Source organism: Pseudomonas sp. PLMAX (assembly GCF_046042685.1).
In the GTDB taxonomy this organism is placed as follows: domain Bacteria; phylum Pseudomonadota; class Gammaproteobacteria; order Pseudomonadales; family Pseudomonadaceae; genus Aquipseudomonas; species Aquipseudomonas putida_AE.
In genome coordinates this window covers 2,238,940-2,256,967 of the sequence record NZ_CP064949.1, presented here as the reverse complement: position 1 = coordinate 2,256,967, position 18,028 = coordinate 2,238,940, and the positions used below count along the sequence as shown (strand labels likewise).

Below are 18,028 nucleotides of genomic sequence, written 5' to 3'. Positions count from 1 at the left end.
TCATGGCTTGAGCAGTTGCATCTGTTGGCGATAGTCATCGGTCACCTGGCGCGCCTGGTTGGCACTGGTCACTACCCGCGGGGTGATCAGGACAATCAGCTCGGTCCGGTCGCGGGACTTCGAGGTGTTGCCGAACAGCCACTTCAGGCCAGGGATTTTTGAAAGTCCCGGCACGCTTGAAGTGGTTTCGGCGTTGTCCTGCTTGATCAGCCCGCCAAGCAGCACGGTCTGACCGCTTTGCACCGCGATCTGCGTGGAGACCGAACGGGTGGAAATGCGTGGATTGGATTGCGTGGCGGTCACGTTGCTGGAATCGGCGTCGCTGACCTGCTGGCGGATATCCATGTACACCAGGCCACCCGGATTGATCCGCGGGATGACATCCAGTATCACGCCGGTCTGCACATACTCCACGCTGCTCAATGTGGTGTCGGAATTGGTCGTGTTGACGGTCGTCTGGCTGATGGGAATATTGTCGCCCACCTGAATCTGCGCTTGCTGATTGTTCATGACCACCAGCGATGGCGCTGACAGCACCTGCGTGCGCCCATTGGTTTCAAGTGCATGCAGCGCCACTTGCAGGTTATTGCTGACAAAGGAGTAGAACAGCGCATCGGCCGCGCCTAATCCTGCCCCGCCACTGCCCAACGCGCCTTGGCTGCCGCTCTGGTTGGCGACGGTGGTGCTCGAGGAATTTCCCGCCAGGTTGCCCAGATACCATTGCACGCCCAGGTCCAGCTCGCCGGAGAGTTTGACTTCGAGGATTCGTGTTTCGATCTGCACCTGCAACGGCAGGTTATCGAGGCGCTTGATAGCGGACTCGATCTCCTTCCACTGCGCAGGACGGGTGCGCACCAGCAGTTGGTTGGTACTTTTTTGCGCGGTGATGCGCACGCTTTCTTCCAGGCTCTGCTGAGCCATCTGACCACTGGCCTCGGTAGATTCGCTGGCACTGGCGTCGGAAGACTCATCGCTGGATGCCTCGTCCTCGCCCTGCTCTTCTTCAGCGCCGGCCTGAGCGCCCCCACCCTCTGATCCCATGCCAGCGGAGTCTTGACCCAAGCTACCGGCAACGCCATTGCTGCTGCCATTGAGTGACGACAGCGCGACGGTTCGCAATCCCGGCGCGACCTTGGCTGCCGCGTCGTCCTTGATGGCGCCGCTGCCATAGATCTGGCGCAGGTACCGGGCCAGATCCGAGGCTTTCATGTTGCGTACGTCATAGACATACATCTGCGGCTCGTTACCGCCGCCCTCGTCAATGGTCGCGATCCAGTCACCGACTTCCTGCAAATACGCCGGTTGCGACGAGATGGCGACGATGGAGTTGGTGCGCTCATTGGGCATGAATTTCACCATGCTCGCCAACGGCATGCCGCTGTCAGGCCCGAACAGCTTCTGCAACTGCGGCATCAACTCGGCGACCGAAGCGCGCTGCAACCCGTAGACCCCAATGGACATGCCCTTGAGCCAGTCGACATCGAAGGTGTCGATGGTCTCCTGGTAGTTGGCCAACTCATCGGGCGTGCCGGCCAGGCTGAGCACGTTGCGCGCCGGGTCTACCAGCAGGAAGGCGTTTTCCCGGGCGAAGGGCTTGAGCAGTTTCTGCATTTCCGTGGCGGAGATGTAGCGCAATGGAAACAGGCGTGCGGACATTCCGGTGGACGGCCGGGCTACCGGCATTTCCGGCACCAGCTTGCCGGCCACGGCTTGATTGGCTGGCAGGATCACATAGCGGTTGCCTTGGCGAATCATGGCATTGTCAGTCCAGGACAGCAGGGTTTCCAGGATTGACAGGGCTTGCTGCTTGTTCACCGGTTGTGAGGTCGAGAAGCTGACATTGCCTTTGACGCCTTGGGCGATGCTGTAGTTTTCATGCAGCAAGTCGCCCATCACACTGTTGGTCACCGCTTCGATCGGCTGGTCGGTGAAATTGAACACGATGTCCGCGCTGTCCCCGGCGCGCTGCCCTGTGCTGGCTACAGGCGCGGCGGCTGGGGGTGTGCGCACGAAGCTCTGGTTGCCGCGAATGATCTGCCGTTTGGCGGGCGCGATGGTCTGGGCCGTCGAGGCGCTTGAGGCCGTGCCGGGTTCGTTGACCACAGGCGCGCGCTGGGAACCGGTGCCGTTGAGTGCTTCCTGCATCAGCGCCGAGTCATTTTGCAATGACTGCGGATTGAACGCGCAGCCGCCCAGGGCTACGGCAGTGGCCAGGCACAACAAGGGGCTGCGCAAACGGGAAATCTCAGGGAAGCAATGGGTCATGGTCTCGGTACGTTTGGAAGAGTGATAAGGGGGGCTGTCGATGGCGGCGGCAGGCGTAATACGGGCAGGCTCAGTTGACGGGCCCGGCCCTGGTACATGAAGGTGGCTTGCTGCGGGCTGAGCACGGTCAGGGTCCAGCCGTTGTCCAGAGCGCTGCCGAGGGCAAGCTTGAGGGGGCGTTTGTTGGCCAGGCGCAGCAATGCCCACTGGGCCTGGCCGTCGATGATCACACCGGTGAGCACGATGCCTTGCAGCGAGGCGGGTTCGCCTTTGCCGGTGACGAGGTCGGGTTTGCGATCCGGACTGAAGATCGACTGCTGCCAGGTCAGGGCCAGCGCCTGGGCCGAAAGCGATGGCAGGGGTCGGGGCGCGGTCTTGGCCGGGAGTTCGCCTGGCGCATCGGCAGGCAACCAGTTTTCGGCGCGCCCCGCGCCGAGCGCCAGGGTTAACAGCAAGAAACCCAACAGCGCGGCGATTACCGACAGGATCAGACTTGAGCGGCCAGGCGTCATGCTTTGGGCTCCCGGGCAGAGGCCGGCTGCAGGTAACCGCGCAGCAACAGCTGCACCTGCAAGCGCCCGGCACCGCCACTCGCAGGCGCTGACGCCGGGCGACGAATACTCAGGTTGTCGACGAACAGAAAGGGCTGGCCGTATTCCAGGTCGTGCAGCAGGTTGACCAGTGGCTCCACTGCACACTCCAGGGTGAGGCTGATTTTCACCTGGCGATAAGGCTCGGCGCTGTTCTGCTTCGGGGTGATCGGCATGCGCTGTGTCACCTGGCAACCAGCACCTTGCTCGGCGTGCGCCTTGACCAGATCGAGGCTGCGCTGCATCAGGTCGGCGGCCACGCCGCTCGGGTCGTCGCCGGGGAGCAGACTGGTGCGGCTGGCGGGGTCGCGCCGGGCTTGTTGCAATTGCCCTTGCAGGATCTCGCGCTGTTGCAGCACACCGGCATAACGTTGTTGCTGTTCACGCAGGCTGTCGACCTGGTTCTCGATATCGATCAGAGGCCCCAGGAACCAGCTCTGCACCAGCAGCCACCAGGCAGCCCACAGCACAAGGGCGAGAACGATCAGGGCGGCACAACGCCGTTCCCGTGCGCTCAGGTCACGACGCATCGGCGGCCTCCTTGCGCAATAACGCATGCAGCGAGAAGCGCTCTTTGCCGGTGTGCTCGTCAGGCTGGATGATGCCCTGGAATTGCGCATCGCCCAGGGTCCGACAGGTCTTGGCGCGACCGATCAAGGCGCTGGCTTTAACGCTTTGGCCAGTGATGGACACGCCCCCGCCTTCGCTGATCTCCAATTGCTCGACCCAGGTGTCACTGCCCAGACAGCCAGTGAGATCCAACAGCACACTGGCCAGCGTAGGCCGGGCAGCCCTTTGTTGCGCCAGGTAGCGGGCAGCGCCCTGTGTGTTGATCAGTTCTCGGCGCAGGTTCTGTAGCGCCTGCACTTGCTGGCGCTGTTCGTTGACGCTCGCTTGCATCGCTTCGACCGTCGCCGAGCGAGCGCTCAGCCACATCAGCATGCAGGCCAGTATCAGGCCGAAGCAGGTGACGGCCAGATAGCGCGGCAGACTGCCCGTGCGGGTGCCTTGCCGTTCATGTTCGCCGGGCAGCAAGTCCACACCCAGGGGTTGGCCGTCGGCGCCGCGACAGTCCACGGCGTGCAGACGCAGGCCGCGCTCACGGCAATGCTCGAGGACGCTCTGCAGACGCTCGCGCAGGATGGCTACCAGCAGCACCCGCGCCATGGTTTTACCCCGGCTCTGGACCCGTGCCACAAAGTGCATGTGCTCCCGGGGAAACGGCGTGTATTTGTCCAGCTCGTAGCCCATCACGCTGTTCAGATCGCGGGAGGCGGCCATGGGCAAATGCAACGGTTGCGCCAGCACCATGGCATAGGGCAACAGCAGCACCACGCGGTCGTCGTCACCGCTGGCGAGCAGATCCGCAAGCGGCCAGTCCAACAGTCGTTCACGGGTCGGCTTCAACAGGCATGTCTGCAGGCGCACCGGCAATGAATTGCGCAGCTCCTGCAACCACGCCTGCCACAGACGTTGCCCGAGGCTGCCATGCCAGTGGCTGTGCCAGCGGGCGCGCAGTCGGGCAAGTCGCAGAACCGACGGTGAAATCAAATGCTTCATTCTTGCCAGCGCAGGACCCGATAAGGCCGTGCCCCCTCCTTCGATGGATTGAGTAACAAGGTGACGCGTAGCGTCGTGGTCTGACCGCCGGACAAGGTTGCCCGACTCTCTATCGTGATGATCGATCCGGCATCCATGACCTTGGGGCTCGCTCGCGGCAGGTTCAGCGCCCGCTGCAGCCAAGGCGCCGCCAACTGCGGGTCGGGGCCGGGCAAGCCACTCCACAGCGTCACGTAGTCGGCGGCCCGCTGGTACAGCGCCTGGGTCATGCTGGGTAATTCTCGCAACTCTTCAATCATCCGCAGGGGGGCCTGGTTGTCGCCTCGACGATGATCCACGGCCTTTGCCAACTGCAAGGCTTCGCCAGGCGTCGCGCCACAGGCCTGTAACAGCCTGGCGATTTGCTCGGTGGGCGCGGTGTTGAGGTCCAACCGGCCCTGCTCGCTGCTCAGGCTGACAGCCAGTTCGGCGTCATCGAAACGCATCGCGTGAACCTGGCCATCCGCCAACCAGTGGCGTTGCGGGTTGCGGTCGAGTTGGGCCAACACGGCCATGCCAATGCCCGCCTCGGCAGCGAGCAGCCCTTGCAGATGCTGGCGCTGCCAAAGGGCCTGGCGATTTTGCAGATGCACCCATCCCACCAGACCGGCGAGCAAGGTGCCGAGCAAGGCCAAGACCCACAGCACCAGCAGGAGCGCGACGCCGCGCTGCCGCTTCATGGCGCGCTGTTCTCGCCGGACAAATCCAGGCGCAGGCTGATGCTTTGCGTGGGCCAGGCAATGGCGCCGCCCAGCTGCGCATCGATGCGCACCGCGCGCGGCAAACGTCCAGGCCAGGGCCAGTGGTCCATCCATGCGCTGACCTGCCCCTTGGGCGAGACACCGCGGTAACTTAGATGCACGCTCTCGACGTCATGCAATAACACCTGCGGGTCGCTCGATGGCTGCAAGGCTGCGCCTTGCAGACGCTGGAGCCGCACCTGCAGACGCCCGCCCTCCAGGCTCACCTGGTGCAGATACAAACCACCGCCCAATGTCGCTGGCAGCGGCGCATAAAAACCCAGGGTTTGCCGGTCGCCCTGGAAGACCCACGACTGAGCCTCACCCGGTTTGCCGGCGGACAACGGCAGTGCCTGGCCAAGCGCATGGCGCAGAAAGTTCTGGGTCGATCGCACTTCATCCAATCGGGTGCTGTAGCGCTCGGCTTTGGCCATGGCCCGGTTGGCGCCGGCAATGGCCGCCCCGATCAAGGTCAACAACACACCCAGCAGACTGATCACCACCAGCACTTCCAGCAGGGTAAAACCTCGGCTGCAGCGCCTCATTGTTCTGCCCCGGTGCCTGAGCTGCGCACTTGCAGCGTGCTGTAGCGCGCTTGCCGAGCGCCGTCATCGACGTGCAGGTCCAGGCGATAGGCACTGGCCGGCCCCGCAGCGCCCGGCAGAAGGCTGACGTCCATCTGCCATTGCACCCCGCTCCACTCACCAACGCTACGTCCCGTTTGCAGGGGACGGTCGCTGGCATCGTCTATCAGCGAACGCGCGATCAGGCTCAGGCGATCGCTGCGCTGCACCTGCTGCAAGGCGCGCGCACTGTGCCCGAACGCTGCGACCAGGACACTGCTGCAAATCGCCAACACAGCCAGCGCCGCGAGCATCTCCAGCAGCGTAAAACCACGCTGGCCGTTCAATTGAGCGAGCTCAACTGAACGTTGCCCGTCAGCCAATTTATGTCGACCCGCCAACGTTTGTCATTGCGCGATAACAACAGGTGCCCGCCACTGGAACCGCCATCGGGGTAGAACTCGAAAGCCGAGCCCAACCCTTCGGCGGTCAGCAGTTGCACGTGCATGTCCTGCGGCAGGCGGTGGGCTTGCTGATCGGGTCCTTGAAAATGCGCAGTGTCCAGGTCAAAACGGGTCTGCGCCGGTTGCCCGGTGACAATGGCCTGCACCCTCGCAGCGCGCAGCGCCTGCACCAACTCGCTCAGCGCCCGACGTTCCGTTGCCGCCTGCAGGCCCTTGCCCACGCCGAAGCTGGCCAGACCAATACAGATGCCAATCAAAACGATGACCACCAGCAGTTCGATCAAGGTAAAGCCGCGCGAGCGATCCCGGGCCTGCACGATTATTCCCAGTTACCGATGTCGGCCTTGTAGCCATCACCGCCGGGCTGACCGTCCTGGCCATAGAAAATCAGGTCGAAACTGCCGTGCTCGCCGGGAAATCGATAGCCGAAAGCATGGCCGAACGGGTCCTTGAGGTCCGAGGGCTTGGCGTAAGGGCCTGCCCAGCCGACAGCATTGGCCGGTTTGCTGATCAGTTGCTGCAAGTTGCCTGGAGGGCTGCCGACGTCCAGTCCGAAGCTTTCGACCTTCATGCCCAGGCTGGACAGTTGCGCCTTGCCGGCGCCGTACTTGCCCTTGTCGACGTTGCCGCCGACCTGGCGCACCACGATGGTGGCGACGATCCCGAGCAGGACGATCACGGCGAGCATTTCCAACAGGGTGAAACCGCCCTGGCGACGGCCAGCAGCAGCGTTGAATCGGGACATGTCAGTTTCCTCAAATGTTACTGGTAAGGCTCATCAGCGGCAGCATGATGGCGAGCATGATCACGGCCACCAGCACCGCCATGACCACGGTCAGGCTCGGCACCAACGCAGCGAGCATGCGATCGATGCCGCGTTTGGCTTCGACGTCGAACACATCGGCGACCTTGAGCAACATGGCGTCGAGATTGCCGGCCTGTTCGCCTACTTCAATCATCTGCAGGGCCAGTTCCGGCAGCAGCGGCTGCTCGCCGAACGCCTGTGCCAGCGTCCCGCCGCCCTTGACCCGCTCCGTGGCCTGCTCGACCTGAGCGCGCAAGGCATGGTTGCCGCACACCTGGCGAACGATGACCATGGCTTGCAGCAGGGCCACGCCGTTGCTCAGCAAGGTGCCCAAGGTGCGTGCCAGGCGTGCCGCCTCGATGCGTTGCAATAACGGCCCGATGACCTTGATCAACAGCAGACGCTGGTCATGCCGTTGCCGGCGCTGAGGATCGCGGCGTGCCAGGGCCACGCCCCACACCAGCACGACCAGCGTCGCCAGCACCAGCAGGCCATAGGCACTGAGAAATTCGCCGAGGCCGAGAATGGCCTGGGTGATCATGGGAATCGGCACGCCCAGGTCGCGAAAGATCGGCACGAATTGCGGCACCACATAGGCCAGCAACAGCGCCAGCGATCCAAGCACGCCGACCACAAGAAAGACCGGATAGATCAACGCATTGACGACTTCGCCACGCAGGGTCTGGCTGCGTTCCAGATAGTCAGACAGTTGACGCAGGGTATTTTCCAGGGAGCCGCCCGCTTCCCCGGCGCGCACCATGCTGATGTACAGGCTGGAGAACTGACCATGCTCTTCCTCCAGCGCCTGGCTCAAAGGCTTGCCGGCCTTGACCTGTTCACGCACACGTTCCAGCAGCGATCTGCGCCGGGGCTCGTTGGCCTGTTTGAGCAAAATGCCCAGCGAGCGCTCCAGCGGCTGCCCGGCGCCCAGCAAAGTGGCCAGCTGCTGGGTAAAACTGACCAGAGCGGGGCCATTCATTGCACCACGGCGCAAGGCCGCACCCAGGCCAGTCTCGGCACTGACACTGAGGCTCAATAACAGCAAGCCGCGTTTTTGCAGTACCGCGATGGCGCTGGCTTCATCGACGGCTTCCAGGCTGCCTTGTCGAGTAACGCCATCGGCATCCAACGCGCGGTATTTGAAATAGGCCATGGTCAATCACCGCGCGTGACGCGCAGCACCTCTTCCAGGGACGTGATGCCGGCCACGGCTTGACGCAGGCCTTCTTCGTACAAGGTGCGCAGGCCGCCCCGCCGCGCTGCCTGCTCGAGGGTCTCGGCATCCGCCTGGCGCATCAGCAACGAGCGCAGCTCTTCGTTCATCACCAGCAATTCGGTGATGGCGCTGCGACCGTGGTAACCGCCACCGGGCAGTTCGCTGGCCGGGCGGTACAGCAAGACCGGACGCTGCTCGGTAAAGCGCTCCAGACCGTGTTCGGCGACCATTTCAGGCGGTGCTTCGAAGGCGATCCGCGTCTGCGGGTCCAGGCGGCGCACCAGGCGCTGGGCGAGAATGCCTTTGACGGTCGACGCAATCAGGTAGCTTTCGACGCCCATGTCCAACAGTCGCGTGATACTCGCCGCTGCGCTGTTGGTGTGCAGGGTTGAAAGCACGAGGTGACCGGTCAGCGAACTCTGTATGGCGATGCGGCAGGTTTCCAGGTCGCGCATTTCACCGATCATGATCACGTCCGGGTCCTGACGCACAATCGAGCGCAGGGCACTGGCGAAGTCCAGGCCGATCGCCGGCTTCACCTGGATCTGATTGATGCCTTCAAGCTGATATTCCACCGGATCTTCCACGGTGATGATCTTGCGCTCGGCCGTGTTGAGCCGCGACAGCGCGGTATACAACGTGGTGGTTTTGCCAGAGCCGGTGGGGCCCGTCACCAGCAGGATGCCATGGGGGCTTTCCAGGACATCAAGGAACGTCTGCAAGCGCTCGCCGTCCATTCCCAGGCTGGGAAAGTCGAAACTCACGGTGCGCCGATCCAGCAAGCGCATCACCACCGACTCGCCAAAACTGGTGGGCACCGTGGACACCCGCAAATCCAGTTCCTGGCCCTGGATGCGCAACATGATGCGGCCGTCCTGGGGCAGGCGGCGCTCGGCGATGTCCAGCCGGGCCATGATCTTCAGGCGCGAAATGATCGCCGCCGAAGAGCTGGACGGCGGCGCCTCGGCCTCATGCAGCACACCGTCGATGCGGTAGCGCACCTTGAGCTGGCTTTCGAAAGGCTCGATGTGAATATCCGAAGCCCGCTGCTCGACGGCGCATTGCAGGATCAGGTTGACCAGGCGGATGACCGGGGCCTCGGAAGCCAGGTCCTTGAGGTGTTCAATGTCTTCTTCGGCACCACTGCTTTCGTCCAGCGACTCGATCAGCGCATCCATGGCGCTGCGGCCCTGGCCGTACAGGCGTTCGATCAAGGTGTTGACGTCGGTGGCGGTGGCGACCCGCAACGACACGGTCTTGCCAGCGCAGTAGCCCATCGCGTCCAGCGCGTATTGCGTCAGGGGCGGGCTGGCCGCGACGGTGACCGCTGTGGCGTCGGCCGCAATGGCGACGACACCGTACTGACGCAAGAATCGTTCGCTGCCGAGCATCAACGGCTCGACGCCCCAGGAGGCTTCGTCAAGCCGCAGACTGGGCGCATCGAGCAGCGTCGCGTAAGCCTGGACCGCCTGCTCGTCACGTACGGCACCGAGGCGTAGCAGGTTGCGCAGCACCTCGTCATCGCTGTCACTTTCAGCCATGCACAGTTTGCGCGCTCGATTGATGTCCGACGCCTTGACGTCGGTATTGTCGATCAACCATTGGCATACTACGGATTGCGAAGGAAGTTGCATCAGACTGTTTAACTATCTCAATGACACCGTTAACCAAGCACTCGAATACAGGCATCCAACGATGGCGCCTGACCAGACATGAATAGTTATATTAATATTTAACGCGCAAACTTAAAGAGTTACCACTGATAACTTTCAGCCGTACCCAGAAGACGTATTCGCAAGATTAAAAGACTGCTCGAAGCAGCTAGGAAAACATCGCCGAAGAAGCTTATCAGAGCGCTAAACCTAATTGCAACTAGGTTTAGCGACTGGTTTTTTATTGCTCCAATGTAGATTATTTCGCCGATTTTAACCGTTAACATCGATGTTATTTCGATCTATCCGCCAAGAAATCACGATTTAAGGCTATTCATTCTAAAAAAGAGTCTTTTTGCCATCATCTAAAAACGAACCAAAAAGCACTTTTTCATCGGATATTTTCCAGTCGGAAAAAATATCTTTGCGACGACTGAACTTTCACGTGCATGCTTCAGACTTATGTTGCGACCCACTTCAAGACTATCTGTCTGCGGTCGATCAATAACGACTCCTCCATCAATCGAGATTTATCGATGCTTCGACTCATGTCGCCTGTATTAGGTGCATTACTTGTGTGCGCCCAAAGTTTACCCGCCATGGCTGCGGACTCACCGTCCGTGGCAAACACCGTCAACGCGGAACATCAGCTGCGCGAGCAGATCGAGGCCAAGCGCGATCAACTTTCCGGGGCGGCCAACCTTGGCCCAGCCACGCAAACCATCCCTGGCAACATGCTCGATGCGCCAGTGGCCACTGATGACGCCCCCGCACAGGCACAACAACCATGAGCCGGCCTCGCCTCCCCCATCCGACCATCACCGCCAGAAGGACACTCGCCGTGTCAGCTTTCAAACAGACGCTTGGCCTGAGCGTGCTGACCTTCAGCATCGTGCAAGCCAACCTGGCGCTTGCCGCCGTCACGCCCGCCACCGGCAACGAGGTCGAAGCCCGGGTCAGTTCCATCCTGGATAACATGAACCAGTCGGAAAAGATCAACTTCACCCGTGTGAATGACGGGCACATGATCCCTTCCCTGCTCAAGTGGGGCATCAAGGGCACCGTCGCGTATGACTCGTCCATGGGCGTTCACGTCAACAACGCTACCTTTGGTGCCCAGTACCCTTCGCAATCGGCACTGGCCGCGACCTGGAGCATCAACCGGGCCAAGGAGTTCGGCCTGGCCATTGCCTATGAAACGAGGATTTCCGGCGGCCAGCAGATGTTGTCCCCGGGCGTGAACCTTTACCGAACTCCGTTCAATGGCCGCTCAGCCGAATACGTGAGCGGTGAGGATCCGTTCCTCGGCGCCGTGCTCGCACCGGCTATCGTCAACGGTATCCAGGCGCAAGGCATCCAGGCCAGCGGCAAGCATTACCTGGCGAACGAACAGGAGGCCAACCGCCAGGCCGTCAACGTCGTCGCCGACGAGCGTACGTTGCGCGAGTTGTATCTGCCGGGCTTCGAATCGATGGTCAAGAACTCGAACGTCGCGTCCATCATGTGTGGCTTCAACAAGGTCAATGGCGACTATGCCTGCGAAAACCATCACCTGATCACCGACGTGCTCAAGGGCGAATGGGGCTACCAAGGCACCGTGATCAGCGATTTCAACGCTATCCACAATGCGTTCAAAGGCGCTTGGGCGGGCACCGATATAGACATGCCGTCGGGCCTGCAATTTACCGAGGCCAACCTGCTGCCGTATGTGTGGAGCGGGCAACTGACCCAGAACGTCATCGATGACAAGGTCAAGCGCAACCTGCGCGCCATCGTCAGCTACGACTTCCAGGACAACCTCAACACGGCCAAGACCCTCGACCACCCCGAGTACGGTGCGCGCGCCGCATTGAACACCGCCCGTGAAGCGATCGTGCTGCTGCGTAACGAGAAAACTGCCGCAGGCAAGCCGCTGCTGCCGCTGGCGCAGTCCGCCAAAATCGCCGTGATCGGCGATTGGGCAGACCAGGCGCCTGCCTCGCCTTTCGGTACCGCCAACTCGCCACCCAACAGCTACGTGACGGAGCTCAGTGGCTTGCAGCAATTGGCATCGAGCAGCTCGGATATCACTTACCTGCCTGAGATGAGCCTGAACCCGAAACGCTCCGTGTGGTATCAGCCGGCGACCGGTAACAGCGGTATCAGCAATTCCGGGGTGAAAGCCGAGTACTTCGCCAACACCAGTTTCTCGGGCACTGCGGCACAAACGCGAGTCGAGCCGGGGGTGAATTTCAACTGGACCACCAGCACCAATGAAACCAGTGCAGGTACCACTACGGTCTCTGGCTTCAGTCCTGCGGCCGGCAATTTCTCGGCGCGGTTTACCGCAAACATCAAGCCTGTGGTTTCCGGTCCGCAGGTGTTCAAGGTCCGGGCAGACGGCCCCTACAAACTCTGGGTCAACGATGAGCTCGTGGTGCAAAGTGACGGCGTGCCGCACTCCTCCGACGTGGTCAACGCCCTGACCACGTCCGGCAAGACCGCAGCCCTGGTGGCCGGCAAGCAATACACCGTCAAGCTGGAATACCAGCGCGTGCAGGGTAACTTCACCCCGGCACTGGGCGGTCTCGCCGGCGTGCAGATGAGCTGGGCGTCGCTGCGTCCGCCCAAGGATCTGTCGAAGTACGATGCCGTCGTGGTTGCCGCAGGCACCAACTATGAGAACGAGGGCGAAGGGTCTGACCACGGTTATGAACTGCCTGACCAGCAGGCCGAGCTGATCAACTTTGTGACCCGGGCCAACCCCAATACGATCGTCGTGATGCACGGCGGCGGTGTAGCGGACATGCAGCCTTGGGCCAAGAAGGTAGGCGCCACGTTGCAAGCCTGGTTCCCGGGCCAACAAGGCGGCCAGGCACTTGCCGAGATCCTGTATGGCAAAGTCAACCCATCGGGCAAATTGCCGGTCACCATCGACAAAAAGATCGAAGACAACCCAAGCTACGCTTCGTATCCGGACCCGGCTGCCTATCGCGGTGACAACGCGCTGACTGAAATGACCTACAGCGAAGGGCTCTACCTCGGTTATCGCGGCTACGACAAGAAACACGCCAAGCCGCTGTATCCGTTCGGCTATGGTCTTTCCTACACCACCTTCGGCTACAGCGACCTGAAGTTGTCAACCAATGTGCTGACTCCCGGCGCCACCGTTGACGTCAAGTTCACCGTGACCAACACCGGCGACAAGGCGGGCTTTGAGGTGGCACAGCTGTATGTGCAACCGGTAAACCCTGCGGTCGATCGTCCGGAAAAGGAGCTCAAGGGCTTCACCAAGGTCTACCTTGAGCCAGGCCAGAGCAAGACCGTGAGCATTCCGCTCGATTCGCGCTCGCTGGCCTACTACGTGGATAACACTGACAGCTGGAACGTCGACGCCGGCAAGTTCAAGATCCGCGTGGGCACCGACTCGGAGGACCTGGCCCTGAGCCAGACGCTGGTCACGCTGTACCCGGAGCAATTGAACACCCGCGACAGCAACCCGCTGCCAGTGCCACTGCGCAAGGCCGTCCAGGTCACGGCGGCGCAAACTTACTGACCGTTGCATGAGGCTCAGGGATGAGCCTTTTACGCCACCTTGAGATCGGCGGCCAGGCGGCGCAAGTAGTTATCGAAGACGCCCATGACGTCCACGTTCGCGCGCCCCCTGAGCCATTGGATCTGCAGCCCGTCCATGAGTGAAAAGATCTCTTGGGCAAGCGCCTTCACATCCACGTCCCCACGTATTTCGCCCGACTCGACCAATACCCCGAGGTGCGCCTGTGCATGGGCATGCACCATGTCGAATTTCTCCTTGTACCAAGGAAACGCCGGATGCTTTTCGGAGAGGCTTTCGGTATTGATCATCACTGAGGCCTGGCATTCGCAAGCGTCCTCCACACTGAAGCTCATGCTCAGCCTGAGAAATTGTACAAACCCGTCAAGGGTTGGTGCGGTGGCCAGGTCACCGAACCGGGCAACCACCCTTTCGTCCCGACGATCGAGCAGCGCTCGCAGCAACGCCACCTTGTTGGGGAAATGGTGCAGCAGTCCCACCGTGGTGATGCCCGCAATATCGGCGACATCGCGCATCGAGGCACCCAGGTAACCATCCCGGGCAAACACTTCGGTGGCGGCATCCAGCAGCGCCATGCGGCGCATTTCCCCTTTCGGCGCGCGTCGACGCTTGGGGTTCGGCGAATCGCCCGATTCGTTATGAGTGTCCATGTCTGCCATAGAATTCCGTTGAAATTGGCACGCCCTTGCTGCCGGGTCTGGCAGCGGCGCGATTGTTCGTTCAATGCAGCCGGTGCGCCTTCGCCCGCTGCACAAAGAAGCGTCGCGAAACATGCGAGGCGGTGACAATCGCTGCGATAGCGACCAGTGCGTTACCCGTCCACATGCCGATCACGGCACCGCTGCCAGCGAAACCCTGCGCCCCTGCGTACACCCATGGCAGGGTGCCCAAGGTGCCGCGAATCCACCCGAAAACCGGCACCCACCAGGCGCGCTCCATCGTCAGGAACATCGATTGCGCGACAAAGTCCAGGCCGAAGACAATCCACAGACCCGCACCAAACTGGGAAAACGCCATGAACATCTCTCGCCCCATGCCCGTCAGGTGAAAGTAGTCGGCAATGAAGGGCCCTGACATGGCCAGCAACAACCACAACGCTACGCCATAGAAGACCACGAGCCGGCGGGTAAAGACCAGGATCGCCCGGACCCGATCATCGCGGCCTGCACCCAGATTCTGCGCGAGCACCGGCACCAGTGCACCCGGCAGAGCGAAGAACACACAGTAGCCAAGCTGCAGGACGCGATCCACTACCGCCATCCCGGCCAGGGCTGACGTCCCCAGGCCCGCGAGCACCACCATCAGGTAGGTGATGCCCACCGGCATGGCCAGGTTTGCCAGCATCGCCGGCAGCGCCACTCGCAAGGTACGCCGGGTGTGGAGCGACAAGAGTTTGAGATTGATCGTCGCCGAAAGTCCTAAGTGCCGTTTGACCAGCACCAGCCCTGCCACCGATGTCACGGCAGCCGACAGGAGAAAGGACACCCCGGCCCCTTCCAGCCCCATGCCGAAGCCGAAAATGAACAGAGGATCTGCCACCGCCAATGTCCCCGCCCCCAGCAGCAGGACGTTCAGCGCGAGCCTGACCTGCCCTTTCGACCTGAGCATCTGTACGCACATCTGCGTGGCAGCGATCAATAGGCTGCCGGGCACGACCAGCCAGAGGTAATGCCGTGCGATTTGATAAGCCGCCAGGTCCGCACCCAGCCATCGAGCCAAGGGCTCAGCGCAAACCATCTCCACCACGACAAGGGTGGCAGACAGCAGGAACGCCATGATCAGCATATGGCTGGCCAGTCGAGCCAGGGTTTTGCCGGCATGTTTGCCAATGCGATCGGAAAGCAGCGCCACGGCCCCGATCGCCAGCCCGGTGGAAAATGCCCCATTGATGAACACCAGGGTCTTGCCCAGCCCGACGGCGGCCAACAGGCTTTGGTCATCGAGCATGGACACGTACATCAGGGTGAGGATGTCGACGAGAAAAACCGCCAGCAAGCCCAGGGCGCCCGTGCCCACCATGCTCAACACATGCCTGCCAATGGGCCCCTCAGTGAACCTGGCACCATGGGTGGTCATTTGGTTGCTCGATGTTGGAAGGCGATCACTTGCATTCGGCTTGCCCGTGCCAGCGCTACAGGAAGCGGGGCTTTTGCGAGGGTATATAGGAGGCGTATCAGGGCAAATGATACGAGGGCCAGGCGCGGTATGCCAGCAGATGTGCCTGCTTGCGATGAACTGCGATCCTCACCGGTTGCCGATTGCCTGAGACGGTTTGCAGCGGGTAATGCACAGCCTCGGCATGACCGACGAGCCTGCGCACATCCCTGGAGCTTCAGCGTTGACAGGATCAGCTCACGTTTTTCTAGAACGGCAACCGCGCCTGCAACCACAGCCGCGTCCCTTCGGATTTGTTCTTCGCCCCGAACTCCTCCTGCAACTTGGCAACCACGGCAAAGTCTTTGCTGAAGCGGTACATGAAGTAGGGCCCCAAGGCATCGACCGAACCGCGGTTACCGTTGCCATTGACCGAGGTTCCATCACGGCGGTCATCGGTTGTCTGCTGGTAGATGTAGCCGTTGATGCCGGCGCTCAAGGGTCCGTTGAAGCGATAGCCCGCGCTGAATTCAAGCGTGAGCTCATCGCCCGAGCGATAGTCGGTCTTGTCGTTTTTCGAGTTGATGCCGTAGCGCAGTTTGGCGCTGGCTTCCCAGTGCTCGGTGGGAAACCACGTCGCGGCATAGAAAGGTGCGACCTGGTAGTAGTTGCGCCCGGTGTTCACCGGCTCATCCTCGTCATAGTCGCCGGTGGGCAGGAAGGTTTCGATACCTGCGGTCTGGTGCAAGGTCTTGCCGTGCCAACCGAGCAGCACCGGGGCAAAGCTGAGGTCGGCCAGATTGGTAGAGGTGCCGCCCTTGTCCAGCGGTGCCAGGGGCGCAGGGCGGGCAACGTCCAGGGTCAGGTCAATCGTGGGCGCCGCCAGTGCCGCTCGGGTTTCGACATTCGCGCCCAGCCATTTCACCCCGGGCCAGACATAGCTCAGGCGCAGGGATACGCTATCGGACCTGATGCGATAACGGGCGATGCCGGGATTGTCGTCGCCGTCGTTGCCTTTGACGTGGGTGGCATCGTAATGGGTGTAGTACAACAGCGACGTCAGGCCTTCGGGCAACATCAACCCGGACATATTGGTTTCCACACCCAGTGGGTAGGAATTGCCATTGCCCTCGGTGGCGCTGACGGCGCCGTGGAAACACAAGAGCAAGCCGGCGGCCTGCAAGGCGCGAACATGAACAGCCTTCATTGAAAGTCCCTCTTTTTGTTGTTGTAGAGACGCAGCAAACAGCGATGTCCGGGCTTAGCCGTCAGTCATGGCACACCTCGAACAAACCAGCGACGCCCTGCCCGCCGCCTACGCACATTGTCACCACGACATGGCGAGCCCCCCGGCGCCGCCCTTCGAGCAAAACGTGCCCGGTCATGCGCGCCCCCGACATGCCGTAGGGGTGACCCAGGGCAATGGCGCCGCCGTTGACGTTCAGGCGCTGCATCGGGATGCCCAACTGACGCTGGCAATACAGCACCTGGGAGGCGAAGGCTTCGTTCAATTCCCACAAGTCGATGTCGTTGATGCCCAACCCGTGGCGGGCCAACAGGCGCGGTACCGCCAGCACCGGGCCGATGCCCATTTCATCCGGTGCGCAGCCCGCACTGGCAAAACCTTTGAAAATCCCCAAGGGTTGCAAACCCCTCGATCTCGCCTGCTCGGCGCTCATCAACACACAGGCCGCCACGCCATCACTGAGTTGCGAGGCATTGCCGGCCGTCACGGTTCGATGTCCACCCTCAAGCACCGGTGCGAGTGCGGCCAACTGGGCGCGCTGGGTACCCGGCCGATTGCATTCGTCACGGTCGATGCGCAGGGGTTTGTCGTAATACTCGTAGTTGGCCTTGTCCACGGCCCTGGAGACGACGTCCAGCGCGACGATTTCTTCGTCGAACAGCCCGTCGCGCTGGGCCTGGGCCGTGCGCTGCTGGCTGAGCAAGGCGTAGTCATCCTGGTCGCTACGGGAGATGCCATAACGACTGGCCACCCGCTCAGCCGTCTCGAGCATGCTGATGTAGGCGTCAGGCCGATGCTCCAGCAACCATGGGTCTTGACCGTAGTGCTCGTTGGTGTGGGCGTTTTGCACCAGACTGATGGACTCGCCCCCCACCGCCAGCATGATCGAGCTGCCGTCCAGCTGGATTCGTTGCGCGGCACTGGCAATGGCCTGCAGCCCCGACGCGCAATGACGGCTGACGGTCTGCGCCGCGACGCTGTCCGGTAACCCGGCACGCAACGCGCTGTGCCGGGCAATGTTCTTGCCCTGGGTACCCTCGGGCCGTCCACAGCCCATGACCAGTTCTTCCACTTCGGCGCCCTGGATCCGCGCGCGCTCGAGCACGCTCTGGATGATCGGCGCGGCCAGGCTGGGCATCGGGGTATGGTTGAACGCGCCACGATAGGCCTTGCCAATGGCCGAGCGGGCGTAAGCAACAATCACTGCATCTTGCATGAGAAACCTCCGGCCGAACGCTCGT

General features: G+C 61.7%; 17 protein-coding genes. 2 read left to right on the top strand and 15 right to left on the bottom strand.

Translation table 11 applies throughout. From position 1 onward, the window contains the following. From gspD to gspE, 11 genes are read right to left on the bottom strand one after another with little or no spacing between them, the layout of a single operon-like run. Entirely contained in the window at nt 1-2,265 is a 2,265-nt protein-coding gene (gene gspD, locus DKB71_RS10365; protein WP_408600290.1) for a type II secretion system secretin GspD, read from the bottom strand. After that, a complete protein-coding gene (locus DKB71_RS10360) occupies nt 2,262-2,777 on the bottom strand; it encodes a hypothetical protein (RefSeq protein ID WP_408600289.1) in 516 nt (171 codons plus the stop codon). The genes gspD and DKB71_RS10360 overlap by 4 nt, the downstream gene beginning before the upstream one ends. Beyond that, nucleotides 2,774-3,385: a type II secretion system protein GspM gene (gspM, locus tag DKB71_RS10355; RefSeq protein ID WP_408600288.1), complete on the bottom strand. Its 612-nt coding sequence runs from the start codon at nt 3,383-3,385 to the stop codon at nt 2,774-2,776. Before gspM ends, DKB71_RS10360 begins: the two co-directional genes overlap by 4 nt. After that, nucleotides 3,375-4,415: a type II secretion system protein GspL gene (locus DKB71_RS10350; RefSeq protein WP_408600286.1), complete on the bottom strand. Its 1,041-nt coding sequence runs from the start codon at nt 4,413-4,415 to the stop codon at nt 3,375-3,377. Before DKB71_RS10350 ends, gspM begins: the two co-directional genes overlap by 11 nt. Beyond that, nucleotides 4,412-5,134 (bottom strand): type II secretion system minor pseudopilin GspK, encoded by a 723-nt coding sequence (locus DKB71_RS10345; RefSeq protein ID WP_408600284.1) that lies wholly within the window; start codon nt 5,132-5,134, stop codon nt 4,412-4,414. The genes DKB71_RS10350 and DKB71_RS10345 overlap by 4 nt, the downstream gene beginning before the upstream one ends. Beyond that, nucleotides 5,131-5,739, bottom strand: a complete 609-nt coding sequence (locus tag DKB71_RS10340) for a prepilin-type N-terminal cleavage/methylation domain-containing protein (protein ID WP_408600283.1) — start codon at nt 5,737-5,739, stop codon at nt 5,131-5,133. The genes DKB71_RS10345 and DKB71_RS10340 overlap by 4 nt, the downstream gene beginning before the upstream one ends. Then, nucleotides 5,736-6,104, bottom strand: a complete 369-nt coding sequence (locus DKB71_RS10335) for a prepilin-type N-terminal cleavage/methylation domain-containing protein (RefSeq protein WP_408600282.1) — start codon at nt 6,102-6,104, stop codon at nt 5,736-5,738. The genes DKB71_RS10340 and DKB71_RS10335 overlap by 4 nt, the downstream gene beginning before the upstream one ends. Beyond that, a complete protein-coding gene (locus tag DKB71_RS10330; RefSeq protein WP_408600281.1) occupies nt 6,101-6,538 on the bottom strand; it encodes a Tfp pilus assembly protein FimT/FimU in 438 nt (145 codons plus the stop codon). The genes DKB71_RS10335 and DKB71_RS10330 overlap by 4 nt, the downstream gene beginning before the upstream one ends. A gap of 2 nt (nt 6,539-6,540) precedes the next feature. After that, nucleotides 6,541-6,966: a type II secretion system major pseudopilin GspG gene (gspG, locus tag DKB71_RS10325; RefSeq protein ID WP_408600280.1), complete on the bottom strand. Its 426-nt coding sequence runs from the start codon at nt 6,964-6,966 to the stop codon at nt 6,541-6,543. A gap of 10 nt (nt 6,967-6,976) precedes the next feature. Next, a complete protein-coding gene (gspF, locus tag DKB71_RS10320) occupies nt 6,977-8,179 on the bottom strand; it encodes a type II secretion system inner membrane protein GspF (RefSeq protein WP_408600279.1) in 1,203 nt (400 codons plus the stop codon). Between the two features lie 2 nt (nt 8,180-8,181). Continuing rightward, a complete protein-coding gene (gspE, locus tag DKB71_RS10315) occupies nt 8,182-9,876 on the bottom strand; it encodes a type II secretion system ATPase GspE (RefSeq protein ID WP_408600278.1) in 1,695 nt (564 codons plus the stop codon). 566 nt (nt 9,877-10,442) lie between these two features. Here gspE and DKB71_RS10310 point away from each other — a divergent pair. Both DKB71_RS10310 and DKB71_RS10305 read left to right on the top strand, forming a co-directional pair. Then, nucleotides 10,443-10,685 carry a hypothetical protein gene (locus DKB71_RS10310; RefSeq protein ID WP_408601076.1) on the top strand — a complete coding sequence of 81 codons (243 nt, stop codon included), beginning with the start codon at nt 10,443-10,445 and terminating at the stop codon, nt 10,683-10,685. Continuing rightward, nucleotides 10,682-13,429: a glycoside hydrolase family 3 protein gene (locus DKB71_RS10305; protein ID WP_408600277.1), complete on the top strand. Its 2,748-nt coding sequence runs from the start codon at nt 10,682-10,684 to the stop codon at nt 13,427-13,429. The genes DKB71_RS10310 and DKB71_RS10305 overlap by 4 nt, the downstream gene beginning before the upstream one ends. 29 nt (nt 13,430-13,458) lie before the next feature. Here DKB71_RS10305 and DKB71_RS10300 read toward each other — a convergent pair whose 3' ends face one another. The 4 genes from DKB71_RS10300 to DKB71_RS10285 all read right to left on the bottom strand — a co-directional run bounded on the left by DKB71_RS10300 (nt 13,459) and on the right by DKB71_RS10285 (nt 18,003). After that, nucleotides 13,459-14,106 (bottom strand): TetR/AcrR family transcriptional regulator, encoded by a 648-nt coding sequence (locus tag DKB71_RS10300; protein ID WP_408600276.1) that lies wholly within the window; start codon nt 14,104-14,106, stop codon nt 13,459-13,461. A gap of 61 nt (nt 14,107-14,167) precedes the next feature. Then, nucleotides 14,168-15,523 (bottom strand): MATE family efflux transporter, encoded by a 1,356-nt coding sequence (locus tag DKB71_RS10295; protein ID WP_408600275.1) that lies wholly within the window; start codon nt 15,521-15,523, stop codon nt 14,168-14,170. A gap of 286 nt (nt 15,524-15,809) precedes the next feature. After that, nucleotides 15,810-16,748 (bottom strand): transporter, encoded by a 939-nt coding sequence (locus DKB71_RS10290; protein WP_408600274.1) that lies wholly within the window; start codon nt 16,746-16,748, stop codon nt 15,810-15,812. Nucleotides 16,749-16,809: 61 nt separating this feature from the next. Further along, a complete protein-coding gene (locus tag DKB71_RS10285; protein WP_408600273.1) occupies nt 16,810-18,003 on the bottom strand; it encodes an acetyl-CoA C-acyltransferase in 1,194 nt (397 codons plus the stop codon). Between the last annotated feature and the right edge of the window lie 25 nt (nt 18,004-18,028).